Raw genomic sequence first — 17,499 nt, 5'->3', positions numbered from 1 at the left:
CTAGAGGCGGCAGAATTCCATATTTAGCGGTGAGCCGAAGCCACTCGTTATGTGGCGTGGCGCCGTTCAGGCCGTCGTGCGGGGTGTGGTGGTAGATATCCACAATGGCGCGCAGGAGCATCCGGTTGAGTTCGTCGATGTTGAGTTTCGCCTCGGTTCCGTTGGGGCCGCGCTCAATGACGTTCGAGAAGGTTCGTCCTTCGAACCAATGCATGAACCGCATCCCCTGCGTTTTAAAGACGGATTCGATCGTTCCGCGACCCGCCGCCCAACCTGCTGCAGTGAACTCATGGTAGCGCGCACCTGCGCGACGGCGGTGCGCAGTCGGATGGCGCGGAATGCGGGTCCCCAGTCAGTGACCAGGCTCGAGAACAGCACGTTGTAGATCCAGGGTGTCCCGGCCCCGATTACAGCCGACAACATGGTCTTGTCGGAAACGGCCATTTCGAGAGCAGCCATCGAGGAATCTTCCGACGGTGCACGGGCGCTGAAACGCATGGCCAGAATACAACGTGTGGCCACGTCGATGACGACGGTAACCCAGATGCGAGTGCTCTTGATAATCTCGCGTTCCTCGTCCGTCATTTTCTGCGCGAGACCCGCGAAGATCAGCAGGACGAGCAGGTCGATCTTCCATTCGTCCATCTCGACGCGCGCGCCTGGACGCCTGATCTGCAGACCGTTCCCGGTCTTGGATAGCGTGGCCTTCGCCACATCGTCACCAAGCCGAGACGCAGTCAGGAAATAGCGACCGAGCCCTTTGATCATCTTGTTGAAGAACTTAGGCTTTGGCATTTCGTGCAGACGCAGGCCGTGGATCGCACGAATTCCATTCAACTCTTCGATCTTCGCCTGCAGCATCAGGAGCGCACCGCTGATCTTTGGTCGCTTGGAGGCCGCATACAGTCTCGCGTGCTCCACCCAAATGGCAAGATCCTCGCGATCGAACTGCGACGGCATTGCGCCTGGGCCGTTGGCGGTGCGGACCAGCGCCTCGACGCGGAAGCCATTCTCCGCATACCGGTCATAAAGGCGGAAGAAGTGCCGCGGGCCCACGATCGACACATACTTGTAGGTCTTGCCGCCACGCTGGTTTCCCTTGCGGGCGTTGTCATTCACCGTTCGCTCAATGAAGGGCAGGAGCTCCTGGAGGCAAGTCGAACCGGTCGTAATCTTCTTGCGGGTGAATCCGAACTCTGCCAGTCCAGGGTAGGAGGGTCCCACCGTCTCGATCTCCAGGAAGAGATCAAGGCAATCGGCGAGAAAGAAAGCTCGCTCGAGCTTCTTTTCCGAGAAGTCTCCAAGATCAGGCATGCCTAGAGAGAAATCCGCACCGCCGCGTTCGACCTTGAGGCGGCGGGCGCAATGGAGGGCGTAGATATGCTGGTGGGAGAACTCCTCATCGAAGCCCTGCCTGTCGCGCAGCCCGGTCTTCTTCATGTCCTGTGACACAAGAAGGTATTCCTGCCCGTCGATCAGAATCTTCGTCGCGTCGCCGAGGTAGTACATCGGAACGACCGCAAGGTCGTCGAACTGAAGCGGGAGATCCTTCATACGGATTTACCCTCTTGAGATGGGCAGACTTCCATCAGCGTGTGGTCTTCGATGCGCGCCGGAATGACGGGGCGTAGCCAGCCTTCCCCGATGAGCACCCAGAGGGCGGTGCGTCGGAACGCCTGGATTTCGAGCCCTTTAAGAAGCTCGCCGAAGCGAATGCGCCCTTTGACCTGACGGAGAAGCTCCTTTGCATCTTCGACATCGGCATCGTTGCGGGCGCGGCGCGCAAAAAGGATTTCTTCGGCGTTGGCGGCCGCGTACTCGCTGGCGAAGTGCTCAGTGATGAAACTCACGTCGTCCGCGATACCGCCGATGCCCTGGTCCTTGATCAGGATGAGCATGTCGATCAACCGTTTCGAGGCCAGCTTTCCGAAAGGCTTCACGGCGATCGCGACGCGTTTCCCGCAGCGCTTTCGGATCCAGAAGTCGAAAGTGTGGGCGTGCACGACACCGTCCAGATCGATCCATTCGATTTTCACCTGCTCGCGGAGTTCGACTACGTCCATCGTCTTCAGGATTTTGCCTGCCTTGAGCTCGAGTGCGCTCTCCATAAAGATGATCGTGTCGTTGAGCGGGTTCACCGCGGTCGCCCGAGTATTGAATGGGGACTTCGCCGACGGAACGCGGGAGGCGCTGCTTGGCTTCGGCATGGTGTCGAACGTTTCGTTCACTGTCGGCCGCAGGTGTGTCACGACGGCCGGGATCCGGTGGTCAGGAACGAGGCCGGCGCGCTTCTCCATGAGATGCTGCTTGATACGATGCTCAGGTCTCATCGGTCACACTCCGGATTTCCCGCGAGGCGAGGGTGACGATGGCCGGGTTTAGGTCAGCCGGGCCGACCACGGTCTGAAGGGTGGTCAACAGCAGATGTTGTGATGCCTCGAGCTCGCTGCAGATTTGCAGCGGCGTCTCCTGCAATTCGGGCGGAAGCTCCTGCAAGAGTTTCAGAGGCAGGATTTCACGGCCGCGAGACTTTACGGAAATCGTGGCGACGTCGTTGCTTGTCTTCATGGAAGCCTCCTGTTCGATCGCCATCGCTCAGTCCTCGACCGTGTGATCGAGGGACAGGAGCAGCGTCTTGATATCCGCCGGGCGCGAATTTTTTGGCCAGAACTTCGGGTGGTCTCGCCAGGTGTTGGCGCTGAGGAAATCGGACCGATAATTGTGCGAGGCATTGACCCTGTTGCAGAATTGCCGGAATCCGCATGCCCGCAGCCCACGCCGCGCGCATTCAATGCGCAAGGTCTGGAACTGTTTGTACGTGTGGTCGAAATCCGACCCTTTCGCTGCAGCTTTCGCGAAACGATCATGGAGGCTGAGTTCTTCGGAGTTGAAGCGGGTCTGGCTCCAGGCGACTGCTGAGTTGAGCTTTTTGTGGCAACGGGATGCGATGGTCACTGTGGTCTCCGTTTCTTGCGTGCGGACACAGGTTCTCGATCCCCGGAGTGACCGGGGTTGCAGAACCTTGAGAGGACCCGTCATGACTCGGACGGAAGATCACCTTCCTTGAGGATCTCTAGGAATGTCGCGTATTCGACGAACTTGAGTTCCGGTGCCCCGTTCGAGCGAAGCGTTGCGTTCATCACCTGAAATGACTCCGCGATCGATTTCCAGATATCCCACTCGAAGCCCGGGAATTCCTCTGCCATTTCAAGGGCACCATCCATCGCAACGGCTTCGATATGCACGTACTCATAGGGACGGGAGCCGTTGGAAGCCGACCAGGTGGGGATACGGTCGAGGCGCATGCTGATCTCATCCAGCAGAGAGGCGATATGATCGAGGTCCATGGGTCGCTCCTTAGTTGACGTAAGAGGTTTCGGATGCACCGCCGACTTCGGCCGAGGAAGCGAGAACGTTCCAGGTGGGGCCGTAGCGCATGTCGTGGACGAACTTTGTCGGAAGAGTCAGGACCAGTTTGCGGAACTCGGACAGCGTCGGATGAGCTGGGCTTCCACCGGAAAGGAAACCGTCGCGGTGCAGCATCTCACAGAGTGCTTCGTGAAGCTGACGGATCGACGGGCGGCGAGGATCGGCATAGAAGAGTGCCACGCATTGGTGCAGGGTCACCTGGTCGTCTGGATACGACGGATTACTGTGTTTCTTGCTCCAGATGCGGATGTCTTCGCGATACTCAGCGGGAATATTCCCGGCCGGCATGGTGGTGTGATGGCTATGCGTCATGGCGCGACTCCTCGGCGGTTAATCTTCAACCGGATCGCGCCCCTGTCTTGGGAAAGAACGCATCTCCGGCCTCCAGCCCGTGTAAGGGGCAGCAGCGGAGATGGCTAAGCTTGAGACGCGAAAATTTTAGAGGGAAGTTTTTTCCGAATTAAATTCGGGCAGGTCGGACTGGCACATGCAGCGATCCGATGACGCGTCCACGACGCTCGTCGTAAACGGCGCTCTCTCGGGTGTTAGAAGCGGGCTGCTATGTTCGCCAATTGGCGTATGATCCGAATGCGCATCAGCGGTCTCCGACGGAAATCCATATTGAGGCTCCCAAATTAGACTACCGACGCCAAAGTTTGTCCATAGATTTATTTCAACCGGTGGGTGTTGACGTCGATCGCGCGACGCCGTTGAATGCGCTCGCGCGCAGGACTGCGGCCGTGAGATCAGCCGTCTCGGCAGGTGCAGGTTTGTCACATGCACGGCGACATCGAATCCTGACGGGGTCAAAAGGAAACCCGTCATGCGCCACTACATTCGAAACCGCGTCGCAGAAGCCAGAGAGCATCTCCGGCCGGTGCTCAAGGAACTCGGTCTTAATCTCATGGTCTCGGATAGGGAGAACCAAGAGGAAATTTACTTCGTCGGAAAACCTCTCGAGCATTTCGACGGGAACCGTCTGCTGTCACCTGTGACGATCCATTTCAATAGAGGTATCGCCCCCGCTGGCCGGAAGGAAGCGCAGTGGCAAGATGCCTATCTCTGCATCGAGGATTGGCGTCTAAAACCTCTGGGCAGAACAGGTCGCGTCCATAGAAGGTGTTGGGATTACAAGTTCCTTCCGGTCGAGAAGACAGGCAAGGAGATGTTCGCGTGGATGGGAAGAATGATCCGCAAGCACGAGGCATTCATTTATGAATCAGAGCCGGAACATGTGGATTCTGAGGAGCTGGCGGACACGTACTGGGCGCTCTTCCGTGGACGCAAGATCAAGGATCTTGATATCGTGACGATTGAAGGTGGGCGCTGGAACCACGATGCTTTGACATTCCAGGATCACCTCGGTCGGCGAATACACATGGTGTACGCCGGAGTAGGGGAGCTGATGATCGATGGTGAGTTGGTTGGTACCTTTAAAATGGATACACCGTTCAAAACACAGTTCGCAGAGAGGCTAAAGACTGGGAGCAGTTGGGTTAAAGGTCTGTATAATCCTGTGGATCCGGGCGTGAAGCCTCGGTAGGAAAGCATTCCCGATCCCGCTGCAAACGGGTCGCCGCTGCAATCCGTGCCACGGCGACACGCTCCCTCTTTGAAAAGGCCGCGCCTTTGCCACGTTTCATTGGGACGAGTTCTTCCATATATGTAGCGAGTGCACGTTCAACTTCGTCAGGATTCAACGTCTTCAGCTCGTCCTCACGATCCATGTACTTCTCGGCCTTAAGGGCCCGCGAAGCCGTGTACCACTTGGGCGTAAGAGAAACACGCTTCGGCAAAGGCTGGCCGATCCGCTCATCGTCTATTAGCGGCTCACGAATGGCAGTTTCCAGATCGACGCGCGTTCCAGTGAGGGCCTGATAGATGTTCAGGCCCATCACGCGTGCTAAGACCGGAGGCGTGGCTTCGGCTATCATATCAATATTTCCGGAGAGTTCGGCTTCGAAAGACCACTTGTCGGGAAAGCCTTGGAGGCAAGCGATAGCTGGTACGGTCAGCTTTGGCAGGAAATGATTGTCATCGACTTCCTCAACTCGTGGAGGAGCCTCGGCATAAGATTCAGGGTCGATGCCAGCCTTCTTCATTGCTTTCCATGTGCTACTTCCTTTGCTTGGTGGTGAAACCGGGATAACGGGCAGTAACTTGTCGTCACTGTACCACCGCCGCCAATCTTTCGCCCACGTGTTGTAGAGACCTTGAGGCGAATATGAATCCTTACGCTCAAGCAGATCTGTTGGCGTATCGTATTTGATGAGTAGTGGCCCGAGCACTTCGCCGACACTTCGGCGAATTGAATTGACGAGTGTTGGGATGACAAAAGTGCCAGCCTCGTTGGTCCTAACGCCAATGAGTAAAAACTGGTCGCCTTGTTGCGGAAGGCCGAAGTTGCTCTTCACAAGCCTGACTTGTTCGACCTTGTACCCCAAGCGGGTCAGATCAGAGCAGACCTCAGCCAGATAGGCGGCATGCTGAGCGAAGGTGACCGTCTCGACGATCGCGAACATAAAGGAACGTGGTCTGGTGAGCCGCACGGCTCGAACGGCACCGGGGAAATGATTGTCTTCAGTTACTCGCCCCTCCGGCCCTGATTTGCGGGCAAAGGAATACCCTGGAATGCTTCCTGGGCGGCTTTAGCATTGTCGTTGATCCTGTCGGCATGCGCCAGCAACGTTGATCGCGGCTCCGCGCCGGAGTTGCCCTATCAGCCTCGCGAGACAGATGTCTCCGTGATCTATGGGGAGAAGACCGATTCCGGCTTCCGGGTAGCGGGCCTCGATACCGAGAAGATCAACCCGGAATTCGTTCGGCAAGAAGTGAACTATCCGACGGATGAAAAACCGGGCACGATCATCGTCGATCAGCGGGCGCGCTTTCTGTATCTCGTGCAGGGTAGCGGCAAAGCCATTCGCTATGCCGTTGGTGTCGGCCCAGTCGCGCGTGCCTTCGAGGGCGGCGACGCAGTGATCGCGAATAAGGCGGCGTGGCCCCGTTGGATACCCACGCCCGACATGGTGAAGCGGAATCCGGAGCATTATGGGCCGTACAAGGACGGAGTTGACGGCGGACCACGGAACCCGATGGGAGCGAGAGCGCTCTACATGCACAAGGATGGAAAGGACACCTACTACCGTGTCCACGGAACAAACGATCCGAGCTCGATCGGTAAGGCGGTCTCCGCAGGGTGCATCCGGCTTCTGAATCAGGACATCATCGACCTCTACGATCGCGTCACGCCTGGCGCCCGCATCGTCGTACACGGATGATGACTAATCTCCGCCAATCGTTGCGATCCCTCGTTGTGGCGAATTAAACACGGTCGCAATCGTGAAAACTCTCGGCAAGATCCTATGATGGATGGGAGAGTCGCCTTTGAAAATAAAGAGTTCGCAGAGCGCCGCTAGATGGATCGAGGTACAAGACCCCGTCGATGACGCACCAGATCCTGCCAGCATCGAAATCCGCCGCGCCCCGTCGTCTGCCCCTCATCTTGCCGGTCAGTCCGCCAATCACGGGCGAAGGCGGCAACCCGGCCATAGGAACCAGTAAAGCCGAGAACCACCAGATCGCCATGAACCTGCTTCGGTGTTCGTCGCTGCGTGCGCGACTTCCCGGCCTCGGTCTTCAGCCAGGCCGCCAGCTTGTCGGCAAAAGGATTAACTTTGCTCGATCGTTCCGGTACCGTGAATGTCGGTTCGATTGTACCCGCGCTCAAATACCTCGCGATCGTGTTCCGCGACAGCCCGGTGCGACGGCTGATCTCGGGGATCGACTGCTTCTCGCGCAGCGCCACGACGGATGATATTTAAAAGTCCCATGTGGATCACTCCAAAATGATCAGTCCGGCGCGTGGTCGAAGCTTCCCTAATACCAGGGTTGATGACCTTGTCCTCAAGTAGGCGATGCCGTCCAGCGATGCCTATCCCGACAGCGAAGAGCGACGGCTGTTCTACGTGGCCCTGACACGTGCACGTAGGAGTGTCGCAATCTTTACTGTCCAGGGTCAGGTTTCATCGTTTGTGGACGAACTGGTTGTCAGCGGCTCACTGACAATAACCGACGTCGATGGAAAAGCCATCGAGGAAGAACGTTGCCCAGCCTGCAAGAATGGGGTGATCTTGTGGAAACCCGGGCGATACGGCGATTTTCAATCCTGCTCGAACTTTAAGGTCTGCAGCTACAAACCGAAAGTTGGGCGACCGAAAACGGGCGGCGGACGGCAACGAACTTTCAAGTCGTCTGGCGGTATGTGAAATTACCCGCGAACGGGCACGAGGTATTGTTGTACCTGCCAACGTTCAGATCTGTTGGATTCATCTCTGACCTACCGGCTTCCATGGATATAGGTCTTTACGCTGCTAGCGCCACCATGTCGGCGATGTCTGAAAGCGCCCCCAGCGCAATGTTGAATGCCGCCTTGGGCATCTGGCTTGCCGTTGGGAACGCGCATAGGCGCCACTCCCGCTGGTAGGCGAACTGGAAGTGCTTGAGGTGCACCGGCTTCTCTTTCCTATGCACGAACGAGCAAGGATCATAGTACGTCACAGGACCGACCTTGATCTTCACACCCGGCCAAACCTTCCGCAGACCGCTTCCGAACCGCGATGCGAAGACATCCGGCTTACGTATGATGAGCGCAGCGTCGGCCTTGAAGTCGTCCGGCATTCGGCGGTCGATGTCTCTGACCGCTTTCTGCTCTGCCACTCCACTCCATGCCATAGTGCGAATCCTGTTGGCTGCGCTCACTCTTCGATACTCCGGCAAACGGGCCATCGCAACGAAGGCGGGCAGAAAGTCCGGTGGACAACTATTTGAATCCGGCGGCCTCTCTGGGCAACGGTGACAAGCTCTTTTGCTTTTGGAAATGGCAGCGTCGCGAGATCGAAGCCGGCAAGGCGAAGGCAGCGGCGGCCTGACAGCGACAGCCTGCATGGTTTGCAAAAAAAAGGGCAGGTCTTGAGAAGGCGCGTAGGTCGTAAGGATTTATGGACGAACCGTGTCAGAAGGGCGCGTCGTCGTCATCCCCATGGTAATATTCTTCATGGGGAACAGTGTGGAATGTCGCGCCCTGCACCCTATGCTCCGCAACGCTTCCGTTCTTGAATCGCATGCGCGGAGAAAGGCTCGGGGAACGGAAGCGGGGCAGGGAAGAAAGAAGACTATCGAACGGCTCACCGTATGAAGTTGTCTTTGACTTGCTTTGAACAGGCATGGCTTCGATGGCGCAAGCGTCTCCAAGAATGACAATGTTCTTGCCCTCCGGGTGTTGTGCTGAACGGTAGATGATCGCCTCGATGCGGTGTTTGGCGCCGCTAACGTTAAAGTCGTGGTGGTTCAGCAGATATTCAGCAACGGCTTGAGTGGGGATATAGTCCAAGTGCTCATCGTTCCGGGAGATCGGACGTGCAATCTCAACCATGAAGCGCTGCATGAAACGCCATTGCGCTGTGCGTCTCAGATGATCCTTGGAGAAGAGATTAGGCTCCTTGAAGCCTCCCGAAAATCGGGTCGTGTCGAGAACCCACAAAGGTTCAATAATGTCGAACTGAGCCGATACAATCACGTCTCCGACAGTGGGACGCATCTCTGCGACGCAGGTCTCAAGGTCGAAGCCAGCATAGAGCGCTCCGATGCCGGAAGGATTCATTCGCCCCGGACGGCGAAGCCGCGAGGGAGGCGGCCCCATGTTCGCGGGCACATCTTCCCGGATCTTCATCCGAGCCTCTGGGTCACCGACATTCCGCACGCGGTAAACGGTTGCTTGTTCCGATCCGGGGGTGATGGCGTATACGGGATTGGCTCGCTGAAGGTCGCGCTGGAGGTGTATGCGGTCGAAAATCTTGAAGAGTAGCTCTTTAGCTTTTGAATTGAAGAAGCGTTGCCCGTGCACGATGCTCTTGCAGAACTCGTCCCACAGGTAACTGTGCCCATTGAACGCGTCGTAGCTGCGTTGATAGGCGGCATCGCTGGAATAGAATGGATCTTCTCCGTCGGGTGGCCAGTAAGAGTCGTCTTCGATCAATTGGTCTGCGATTGCCGAAACGACGTCATCGAGATCGGCACCTGTCAGTTCGTACAACACTCCCTGCAGGTCTTCGCCCTCTTGCTCGTCATGGAACATGTTGTACCGGCCGGGGCCGTAGTTATTGCGGAAGACGTCATCGATGATCCGGGCGACGGCCTTGACCGGGATCCCCTTGAGATTCGGATGGAACGTGCACCGATCGTCCGAGAAACTAGGCCGGATCTCTATGAGGCGCTGCTGGAGTCCCTTGTTGGAGAAGCAGTGGGGGCACAAAAGGGTCAATGGTGGACCTCGTTCAAGTTGAAGAAATGGATGACCGAGAGGCACCCGTGACCACCCAGCGCTACCATGCTGCCGGGACGAGGCGTGACCACGGCCGCGGCGATGCCCCCGATTTTTCTCAAGACCAGACCTGCTCTTCGGTGTTCGCCGAACCGATGTCGAAGTTCGCGACCAATGCGTGGCCATCTCACGTTCGCAGCCACCAACGGATTCCCATTCGAGTTTTCGTGGATCGCACCTCGTTCCGAATGAGAATCCGTGCGGTGTCGATGGTTTCGATGTGCATGCTGCGCGTGGTCCACGAAAGGATGGTGTTGATTCGGAAGAACTGGCAGGAAATGTGCCCCCTGAATCGCCTGATCTCAATCGAAATCGCCACCCGATTTCGGACGTGCATAAGACTCAATCCTGCAACGGCCCCTCCTATCGCCTCGGCAGGCGGACGGCCGCCGGTCGCCGTCATGGCAATTTGACCCCGGATGGCCGATTTTTCACATATTTTCGGGCGGTTATATCGGAGAGTTACGTCTCACAGTTGTGCTGAACGGAAAAATGAAACAGGATTCTCTTAGGTCAGGGATTCGGAGGACGGTGAGCTCGATGGGAATTCTTACAAGCGTTGTCAACACAGCCAGTGACGAGGCCGCCCGGGATGCCGGACACCGCCTTGCCAGCCTCCTTGATCCGGCACGGATCTGCGGCGACTTGATCAACATCGACTATCGCTCTGCGGTGGTCCTGGTTCATGACCGACTGCGCTCGAACGTTGGCGGCGTGCCGAAGGGCTGTTTCCTAGTCGCATCGAGGCTTGCGCACGGCTCTTCCCCAAACGCAATGCTCGAAGACACGTCGCTAATTCTCCTGAGAGTTCTGGATAAGGCATCGCTTCCGAATTCATCGGAGACCGACAGAATGCGCTACGAGGCGGGGCAACGTGTCTCGGCTTCAAACAATCTCAACTGGGATGACGAACAGACGCTGGATAAGTTCACCGCAAACTTCCTTAGGTTCGCAGGCGTTGAATGTCGCGTGATTGGCACGTTCATGATGCGGATGAGCCAGAAGGGCGGGTGGGCTGTGCAGTTTGGGGCAGACCTGTCCAATATCTATTCCGGACGTGGGATGAAAGTCTACAAGCCAGATGGTGAGCTACTCAAGCTGATCGCGAACTTCGTGCGTCCCCAGCCCAAGGCTGACAAGCATCCTCTTGCCGACAGGCGCATCAAGATCGGCCGGGTTCGATATGCCGCCAGCGAGCGGCAGGGGGATACGACTGATATGGTCGATGTCACTCTCGATCCGACGGACCTAATCGCCCGTCGCACCGCACTTTTCGGCATGAGCCGAACAGGCAAGTCAAACACGGTGAAGAAGATCGCGTCGTCAGTGTTCATGCTCCGTGCGGAGGATTCTTTGCGAGGCCGCGTAGGTCAACTCATACTTGATGCGAATGGCGAGTATGCCAACGACAACCCTATTGATAAGGGTGCGCTTCGCAGTGTCTTCAACGGATGTGCCAACTCTGGGCCCACGGATGTGGTAACATACGGACTTCATCCCCATCCCAAGGATCCACAACGCCGGCTCGTGAAACTCAATTTCTTCGGCACAGAGCCGAAAAGCTGGTTCGATCGCGATGCGGTCGTCGCAGCAATGGCCCCTATGATACAGGCAAAAGCCGTTGTCGATGCTGCATTGGCGTCGCAAGGCTCTGCGCAGTACAAGACTGCATTCATGAACATCGATCTTACGGTTCCCGAAGATTGGGAGCCGAAAGACATCACCCGGTACCGACGCATCGTCACAGCCTACCGCGTCATCCTCGCCAAGGCGGGGCTGATGAGGTCGTCGTCGATGCAGAAGGTTAGCCTTGACCGTCTCACGAACGACAAGCTGCGAAAAGCACTCGGTTCTCATGAAGGCTATGCAAGAGCTGCTGTCATTTTTGAAAAGGGCCTCGTTTCGTGGGATGAAGCATACGAAGCTTTTAATCTCCTCCGGCAGGCCATAGGCGACAAGGATTCGCCTTACGCCGAATTCAATCGGGAATCCCGGAAGGGAGACGAGGAGAAGGACTGGCACGATTCCGGACTCATGGGAATCCTTGCTCTTATGGAGCATCAGGGCGGCATTCGCCTGATAGGCAAGGTCGGCCCCCAGCATTCGCCCGACACGACCGAGGATTTCGCGGACCAGATCGTCGCTGACCTTTCCGCCGGAAAGCTGGTTATCGTAGACCAATCCACTGGAGATCCGGAACTCAACGAGGCGGCTTCACGGCGGCTGATGTGGCGGGTATTCGATCACCAGAAGACGGCGTTCACAAATCCAAGTCTCGATGAGAAGGAGGAGATGATCCTTCCGCCGGATGTCATCGTTTACGTCGAGGAGGCGCATAACCTGCTGCCCAAGGATGGCGATGACCTCAAGGATATCTGGCCACGCGTCGCCAAAGAAGGATCCAAGTACAGGATTGGCCTTGTCTATGCCACGCAGGAGCCGAGCTCAATCATGAGCAACATCCTCTCAAACACGGATAACTGGTTTGTCGCCCACCTCAACAGGGCAGGAGAAGTAAAGCAGGTGAGGGACTTCTACGACTTCGGAGATTTCGAGCAGCAGATCCTTAATGTGGCCCTACCGGGCTTTATCCGCATGAGGACCCTGTCCAATCCCTACGTTGTTCCGGTGCAGATAGACCCATTTGTCGCAAATGCGCCGGCCGATCAAGGCGGAAAGGACTAGGAATGCCGTTTGAGATGGAAAGGGCTTCAGGAGAGGCGTTGCTCACGCTCGAAGCGAGCGAGGCCATGCGGCGTTTCCGCGCTGAGATAAAGGCACCGGACGATCAGGACCACATGCCGCCGCAGGTCGCCGTCGTCGAGCGGAACTCTTGGGTTCCTCGCCGAGTGATCGCGATCGACGGCTCGACGATCACGACGCCATTGCGGCTTGGCGCGCCGGGAGCGGATGCCTCGCTCCTAAAGGTGTCTGTCCTTCTTATTGACCTCAAGGAGATAATGGCGGTCAAACCCGACGAGATTCCGTCTCCGGCGCTGTTCAGGGAGATGGAACAGGTGGAGACGCTAGACGCGGTCCTGCCTGGGGCCAACGTCGTCCGAAAGGACAGGGTAGAAGACACGCCATCCGCGTTCTTCAGAGAGTCCGTCCACGAGATCCTGTCAGCCAAGATCGATCAGAGTTGGGAGACGCTTGCGGACACGTTGTCGGCGATCACGGAGAACAGGACGACAAGCCGCAGCGAGTGCCCCATCGACGGCTGCGAGGAGACGATGAGACCCGGCAAGGGACGTTATTCCTGCCACTGCCATCGAGCGGAGCAATTGTTCGAGAGCGACGCTCTGCGTTTTGTGGAACGCTTCAATCCCGCTGGCAGTAATGGTGAAGCTCACGGCGAGGTCCGACACCTGCTCGAGGTACTTGCGCTGTTCAACATCCTCCGATTTTTCGCGGCCGATCCAGAGCGCATTGGACTATTGCGCGACAACGTCTTCATCCTTGACGGGCCTCTGGCGATGTTCGGCCATGCGGCGTGGCTCGCTCCCTATCTTCGAACCGAACTCGGTCGGATCAATGGCCTCTGTAGGAACGAGGGGTTTGATCTTGCGCTATTCGGCTATGAGAAGTCCGGCCAGTTCGTGACGCACTTCGACGCCATCGACTTCGACGAGGAACTCGGCCCCAGGAAGGTCTTTGCCGCCCGCACCGTAATCACCCCTGACGCGACCTATATCAACCGCCGCGTCACGTTGCGGCCGGAAGGCGCAAAGGTGCACGGCGACATCACCTACTTCGGTCGGAAGGTCTTCTACAAGACTAAATCCAGCGACCACGCAGTCATCACCACAGCGATGGTGGACGATGCGTCGCGTAATTTCCGCCGCAACGATGCAGCCTGTTATCCTCGTCTCGGCGACTGTCTTAATGTCCTCGACGAACTCTCCACGTATCTGTATCGGGATGGCTTCATGCCGCTCGTCCGCGCGCACGCACACGCCGCGATCCCTCTGCAGCGTGGCACAAACATCCTTCGCAAGCTGTTCGCGGATGGGAACAAGCCTCCGATCGTTTCCGAAGGCCCGGCATCCTCACGAGCAGTGGTGGCTGGCAGACAATGAAGATTGATGTGAAGTGGACCCCTTCGATACCCGAGGGCCGGTGGGCGACGCTGGGACCCTACTATGCCATGTTTCCTACGGACTTCGTCCGGGACGCCATCGCTCGCTTCTCAAAGGTTGGAGACGGCGTCATCGACCCATTCTGCGGTCGCGGCACGGTGCCATTCGTCGCGTCCTCGACAGGCAGGTTCGCCGTCGGCATGGATGTCAATCCCGTGGCCTGGGTTTACGCGTCGGCAAAGACCTCGCCTGAACCGGACGTGCAGAAAGTCCTACGTAGAATTCGGGAAATTGGCGAGGCAGTCCGCCCGGGGGACGAGGATCCGGTCAACGAGTTCCAGGAATGGGCATGGGCTCCGAGGACTCTCGCATTCCTGAATGCCGCCCGGCGCGAGCTTTGCTGGAAGAGCGAACGAACCGACTGGACGCTGGCCGCGATCATCCTGATCTACCTGCACGGCAAGGAGGGGGGAGCTGTCAGCAACCAGATGCGCCAGTCAAAGGCGATGGCTCCCAACTATTCCGTTCAGTGGTGGAAGGCCCGTGGATCGCGCCCCCCTGAAATAGATCCCGTCGAGTATTTCGAGGGGAAGGTCGCATGGCGGTACGCAAAAGGGCTGCCGAGGATGTCGGGCTGGTCGGAGATCGAGCTCGGCGACGCACGTCAGAAGCTGTCCTCTTGGAAGGGCTCGAAGTTCAATCTTCTGGTTACCTCGCCACCCTACTGTGGCGTCACCAACTACCGCCTCGACAACTGGATCAGGCTCTGGCTGCTTGGCGATCTGCCGCTCCCCGACAACAAGTCGTCGGAGAAGTACGCTGATCGCGAGAGTTACAGGAGCATGTTGATGGATGTCTTCTCATCGGCGAAGATGTCCATGACCGAGAGTGCAACGGTCCTCGTTCGAACCGACTCGCGTCTGTTCACGCGCGATGTCACTGCCGCGACGCTTCGTGCACTGTGGCCCGACCATCGAATGCTGGCTAAGAGCGAGCGGCCGGAAAAAACCCAGACCCAGCTCTTCGGTGACCGGACGGAAAAACCCGGTGAGACCGACATGCTTCTTCTTCCTCCGGGAGATCGCCGACGACCGTCAGGATACGGCCTCGTGCGCGATCATGAGATGGCAAGCGTTCCCGCGGCCTTTTCGACATCCGGCGAAAGAAGTGACCAGGCGTTGGCTGTTCGCGCATGAACGTTCGTCTCGTGCTGGACTGGTGGCCAGTGGGACAAGGCCTGTTCTCCTCCGGGCGGCTTCACCACGACAATCAGGTTGCGAGCTGGGTGTACGACTGCGGAACGGCATCTTCGGATCGTCATCTGCTAGGTTCCCTGTACGATTTCGGTCGGGAGCATACCGCTGCGGGCGCGGACGGGATCGACTTCGCAGTTCTCTCCCACTTTGATCGGGATCACGTCAGCGGGTTCGAACGACTCGTCGTGCGGCATCCCATCCACATGGTGCTTCTGCCATACATCCCTCTCTGGCAGCGGCTAGTGATTGCCGCGCAGCAGGGCATCGCCGCCGAAGACGCCTTATTTCGCTTCTTCGTGAATCCTGCAGGCTATCTTTTCAGTATCCCTGGCCAGCAGATAGGGGAGGTGGTCTTTGTACCCCCTGCGGGATCCGGGGGCGAAGGGGACGGCGAGTTTCCTTCTGCTCCAGCTCCCGAAGGCCCCCGCCCAAGCGAACTCAAGGTCGACTATGGCGCGCCGCCCGATGACGAGAGACCGATCTTAGCCGCGCACATCTTCCATGATCCCCGGGTCCGGTATCTTGCCAAGGGAGGCAGGCTGCTTCTGCCGTTCTGGGAATTCGTCCCCTACAACGACGCAGAACTCTCCGTGCGCGCGGATGCCGCATTCCGCGCGGCAGCCGAACCCTTGATCCAGAGGCTGATCCGCCCAAGTCGAGGCTCTCCCGCAGTCGCCCTGAAGAAACTGCGGTCACTTTACGACAGGACGTTCGGCAAGACCTCGTCCAGGCGCAACCAGATTTCCCTGTTCCTGTATTCGGGTCCTCTCGACCATTGCTCGTGCGCTGACGTAAATGGGTGGGATCCCCGGTTCGAGCCCGGCGTCTGGGAGCGTTTTGCGCAGCTCAGTCCGGGCGATGGCATGCTCGATACTCCTGATCGCCTGAATGCAATGATCAGATTTTACGGTTCGTCGACGCGAATGGCGAAAATGGGCATTCTCCAGGTGATGCATCATGGCGCCAAGAGCAGTTGGCATCCAGGCATCGCGGAACGGCTTTGCCCGGTAGCGAGCATCATCTGCTCGGAGCCGACCGACAATCGCTACAGACATCCGCATGCCGAAGTTCTTCGAGACTTCTGGTCCCACGGCGCCATCCAGGTTGACAGCGTTGGGAGGATGCGGATGGATTTGGACATCTACATCTAGCGCGTTCAGGGGAACGCCTCGCCGATACAGTCCTTTACGATATTCGCATCTATCGGTTGATGTGGGAAATTTACTTAACAGTGTGGACTTCGTAGGATTCAAGGATAATCTCGCTTGTACGAATCCTTGGAGCTTTATGTATGGACGTGCCGGTGTCGGATGTGTTGCAGAGTCTCCGCGAACGGGCGCCGTGGCCTGTGGGGCGCCGGATATTAGCCGACATCGGAATCGCTCGTGGGCGTGGATGGCAAAACACGCTCCAGAAGCTCGGCGAAAGCCCCAAGAAGAGCGAGGAAAAGATCGATGAGTTGGTCGAGGCGCTCAAGTCGCATCAGATCTGCGGAGAGAAGTTGGTAAGCTTCTTTAAGCTGGATACCGCGGACATTGCCGCAGTTCGGGAGAAGCTTTTTGCAATCGACGTGCCGGAAACGGTGTTCTCGAAGTACTATCCTGCCACCTTGTCCGAGGCGGGGCTCAAGGATGCCCCCGCGGGTCTCGTGCTGACGTCGGTCGAGGAGAACGAAAAAGGTATCGGTCTGATCTTCTCTTCGGCCAGAGTGACTACCATACGGGAGCACATCGACGTGGATGCCCTATCCGACGGAAGCGATACGGCGTTCGACGACTACGAGGAGATTATCGGCATTAAAACGGTCCGTTTCCACGCCTTCGATGTCATCTGGATCCCTACGAGCGGAGACACGCTGGATGTCCGTATTGACTTTCCGGAGGGCACGCTTTCGGAGATTGCCGTTGCAGCGAGAAAGCTGGCTCTCACGCAGTTCGCGAAGCTGACTGGCGTCGCCATGCCAGAACCAGTCAACGTGTTCCCACTTATCGACAAGATGTACAGCGATGGCACCGAGGGGACGGTTGTAGAACTCGGCTTCGGGACGACGACGGCTTCACTCAAAAATGAGAAGATGAGGCGGCGGAAGATGGATCTTCGGAGCGAGACCTACCATAAGGGCGGGAAGGCGGCGCTTGACACTCCGATCGAACCTTTCAAACTCAGCATCCGCTGGCACCGGGTCATCGGAAAGAAGCTGAACTCGGAGCCGGAGTTGAGCGTAAATAGCACTTCAAGGGCAGCGGGTTCCGCCAACCCCGTGTTAGATCGCGTTGTAATCCGTAAATGCATGGGGCATGAGGATTACGAGTATGTCAGATCCAGGATCGCGCATCACCTCGGCAGCTAGTCA

General features: G+C 57.5%; 17 protein-coding genes and 1 pseudogene. 8 read left to right on the top strand and 10 right to left on the bottom strand.

Features of this window, described 5'->3' with window-relative positions:
- Nucleotides 1–66: 66 nt before the first annotated feature.
- The 6 genes from OINT_RS05860 to OINT_RS05835 all read right to left on the bottom strand — a co-directional run bounded on the left by OINT_RS05860 (nucleotide 67) and on the right by OINT_RS05835 (nucleotide 3,741).
- Nucleotides 67–1,554 carry a hypothetical protein gene (locus OINT_RS05860; RefSeq protein WP_230349237.1) on the bottom strand — a complete coding sequence of 496 codons (1,488 nt, stop codon included), beginning with the start codon at nucleotides 1,552–1,554 and terminating at the stop codon, nucleotides 67–69.
- The gene (locus OINT_RS05855) at nucleotides 1,551–2,297 is read right to left on the bottom strand and encodes a Tn7 transposase TnsA N-terminal domain-containing protein (protein WP_230349238.1); all 747 of its coding nucleotides are present in this window, start codon (nucleotides 2,295–2,297) and stop codon (nucleotides 1,551–1,553) included. Before OINT_RS05855 ends, OINT_RS05860 begins: the two co-directional genes overlap by 4 nt.
- Before the next feature lie 22 nt (nucleotides 2,298–2,319).
- A complete protein-coding gene (locus tag OINT_RS05850) occupies nucleotides 2,320–2,592 on the bottom strand; it encodes a hypothetical protein (protein ID WP_006470493.1) in 273 nt (90 codons plus the stop codon).
- Between the two features lie 3 nt (nucleotides 2,593–2,595).
- Entirely contained in the window at nucleotides 2,596–2,955 is a 360-nt protein-coding gene (locus tag OINT_RS05845) for a hypothetical protein (RefSeq protein ID WP_006470492.1), read from the bottom strand.
- Between the two features lie 80 nt (nucleotides 2,956–3,035).
- Nucleotides 3,036–3,347, bottom strand: coding sequence for a hypothetical protein (locus OINT_RS05840; RefSeq protein WP_006470491.1), 312 nt, complete (start codon nucleotides 3,345–3,347; stop codon nucleotides 3,036–3,038).
- A gap of 10 nt (nucleotides 3,348–3,357) precedes the next feature.
- The gene (locus OINT_RS05835; RefSeq protein WP_006470490.1) at nucleotides 3,358–3,741 is read right to left on the bottom strand and encodes a hypothetical protein; all 384 of its coding nucleotides are present in this window, start codon (nucleotides 3,739–3,741) and stop codon (nucleotides 3,358–3,360) included.
- A gap of 511 nt (nucleotides 3,742–4,252) precedes the next feature.
- Here OINT_RS05835 and OINT_RS05830 point away from each other — a divergent pair.
- Nucleotides 4,253–4,972 (top strand): hypothetical protein, encoded by a 720-nt coding sequence (locus OINT_RS05830; protein WP_006470489.1) that lies wholly within the window; start codon nucleotides 4,253–4,255, stop codon nucleotides 4,970–4,972.
- Here OINT_RS05830 and OINT_RS05825 read toward each other — a convergent pair.
- Nucleotides 4,926–6,062: a DNA cytosine methyltransferase gene (locus OINT_RS05825; RefSeq protein WP_077684372.1), complete on the bottom strand. Its 1,137-nt coding sequence runs from the start codon at nucleotides 6,060–6,062 to the stop codon at nucleotides 4,926–4,928. The genes OINT_RS05830 and OINT_RS05825 overlap by 47 nt on opposite strands.
- 21 nt (nucleotides 6,063–6,083) lie before the next feature.
- On the opposite strand from OINT_RS05825, the gene OINT_RS05820 reads away from it, so the two are divergent.
- Nucleotides 6,084–6,710 (top strand): L,D-transpeptidase, encoded by a 627-nt coding sequence (locus OINT_RS05820; protein WP_006466848.1) that lies wholly within the window; start codon nucleotides 6,084–6,086, stop codon nucleotides 6,708–6,710.
- 191 nt (nucleotides 6,711–6,901) lie between these two features.
- Here OINT_RS05820 and OINT_RS05815 read toward each other — a convergent pair.
- From OINT_RS05815 to OINT_RS05805, 3 genes and pseudogenes are all read right to left on the bottom strand, one after another.
- A pseudogene (locus tag OINT_RS05815) lies at nucleotides 6,902–7,262 on the bottom strand (IS21 family transposase); the annotation flags it as partial.
- A 532-nt stretch (nucleotides 7,263–7,794) separates the two neighbouring features.
- Nucleotides 7,795–8,190, bottom strand: a complete 396-nt coding sequence (locus OINT_RS05810; protein ID WP_006470487.1) for a hypothetical protein — start codon at nucleotides 8,188–8,190, stop codon at nucleotides 7,795–7,797.
- Nucleotides 8,191–8,443: 253 nt separating this feature from the next.
- Nucleotides 8,444–9,751, bottom strand: coding sequence for an RES family NAD+ phosphorylase (locus OINT_RS05805; RefSeq protein WP_006470486.1), 1,308 nt, complete (start codon nucleotides 9,749–9,751; stop codon nucleotides 8,444–8,446).
- On the opposite strand from OINT_RS05805, the gene OINT_RS05800 reads away from it, so the two are divergent.
- From OINT_RS05800 to OINT_RS05775, 6 genes are all read left to right on the top strand, one after another.
- Nucleotides 9,751–10,224 carry a hypothetical protein gene (locus tag OINT_RS05800; protein WP_006470485.1) on the top strand — a complete coding sequence of 158 codons (474 nt, stop codon included), beginning with the start codon at nucleotides 9,751–9,753 and terminating at the stop codon, nucleotides 10,222–10,224. The two genes, OINT_RS05805 and OINT_RS05800, sit on opposite strands and share 1 nt — an antisense overlap.
- A gap of 127 nt (nucleotides 10,225–10,351) precedes the next feature.
- A complete protein-coding gene (locus OINT_RS05795) occupies nucleotides 10,352–12,496 on the top strand; it encodes an ATP-binding protein (protein WP_006470484.1) in 2,145 nt (714 codons plus the stop codon).
- A 38-nt stretch (nucleotides 12,497–12,534) separates the two neighbouring features.
- Entirely contained in the window at nucleotides 12,535–13,890 is a 1,356-nt protein-coding gene (locus tag OINT_RS05790; RefSeq protein ID WP_235691660.1) for a hypothetical protein, read from the top strand.
- Complete coding sequence (locus OINT_RS05785; RefSeq protein ID WP_006466842.1) at nucleotides 13,887–15,086, top strand: DNA methyltransferase; 1,200 nt, start codon at nucleotides 13,887–13,889, stop codon at nucleotides 15,084–15,086. Before OINT_RS05790 ends, OINT_RS05785 begins: the two co-directional genes overlap by 4 nt.
- Entirely contained in the window at nucleotides 15,083–16,297 is a 1,215-nt protein-coding gene (locus OINT_RS05780; RefSeq protein WP_006466841.1) for a ComEC/Rec2 family competence protein, read from the top strand. Before OINT_RS05785 ends, OINT_RS05780 begins: the two co-directional genes overlap by 4 nt.
- Nucleotides 16,298–16,437: 140 nt before the next feature.
- Nucleotides 16,438–17,496, top strand: a complete 1,059-nt coding sequence (locus tag OINT_RS05775) for a hypothetical protein (RefSeq protein ID WP_006466840.1) — start codon at nucleotides 16,438–16,440, stop codon at nucleotides 17,494–17,496.
- The last annotated feature ends 3 nt before the right edge of the window (nucleotides 17,497–17,499 follow it).

The sequence above is a fragment of the Brucella intermedia LMG 3301 genome (assembly GCF_000182645.1).
Taxonomy (GTDB): domain Bacteria; phylum Pseudomonadota; class Alphaproteobacteria; order Rhizobiales; family Rhizobiaceae; genus Brucella; species Brucella intermedia.
This window is presented reverse-complemented; position numbering and strand designations above follow the sequence as displayed.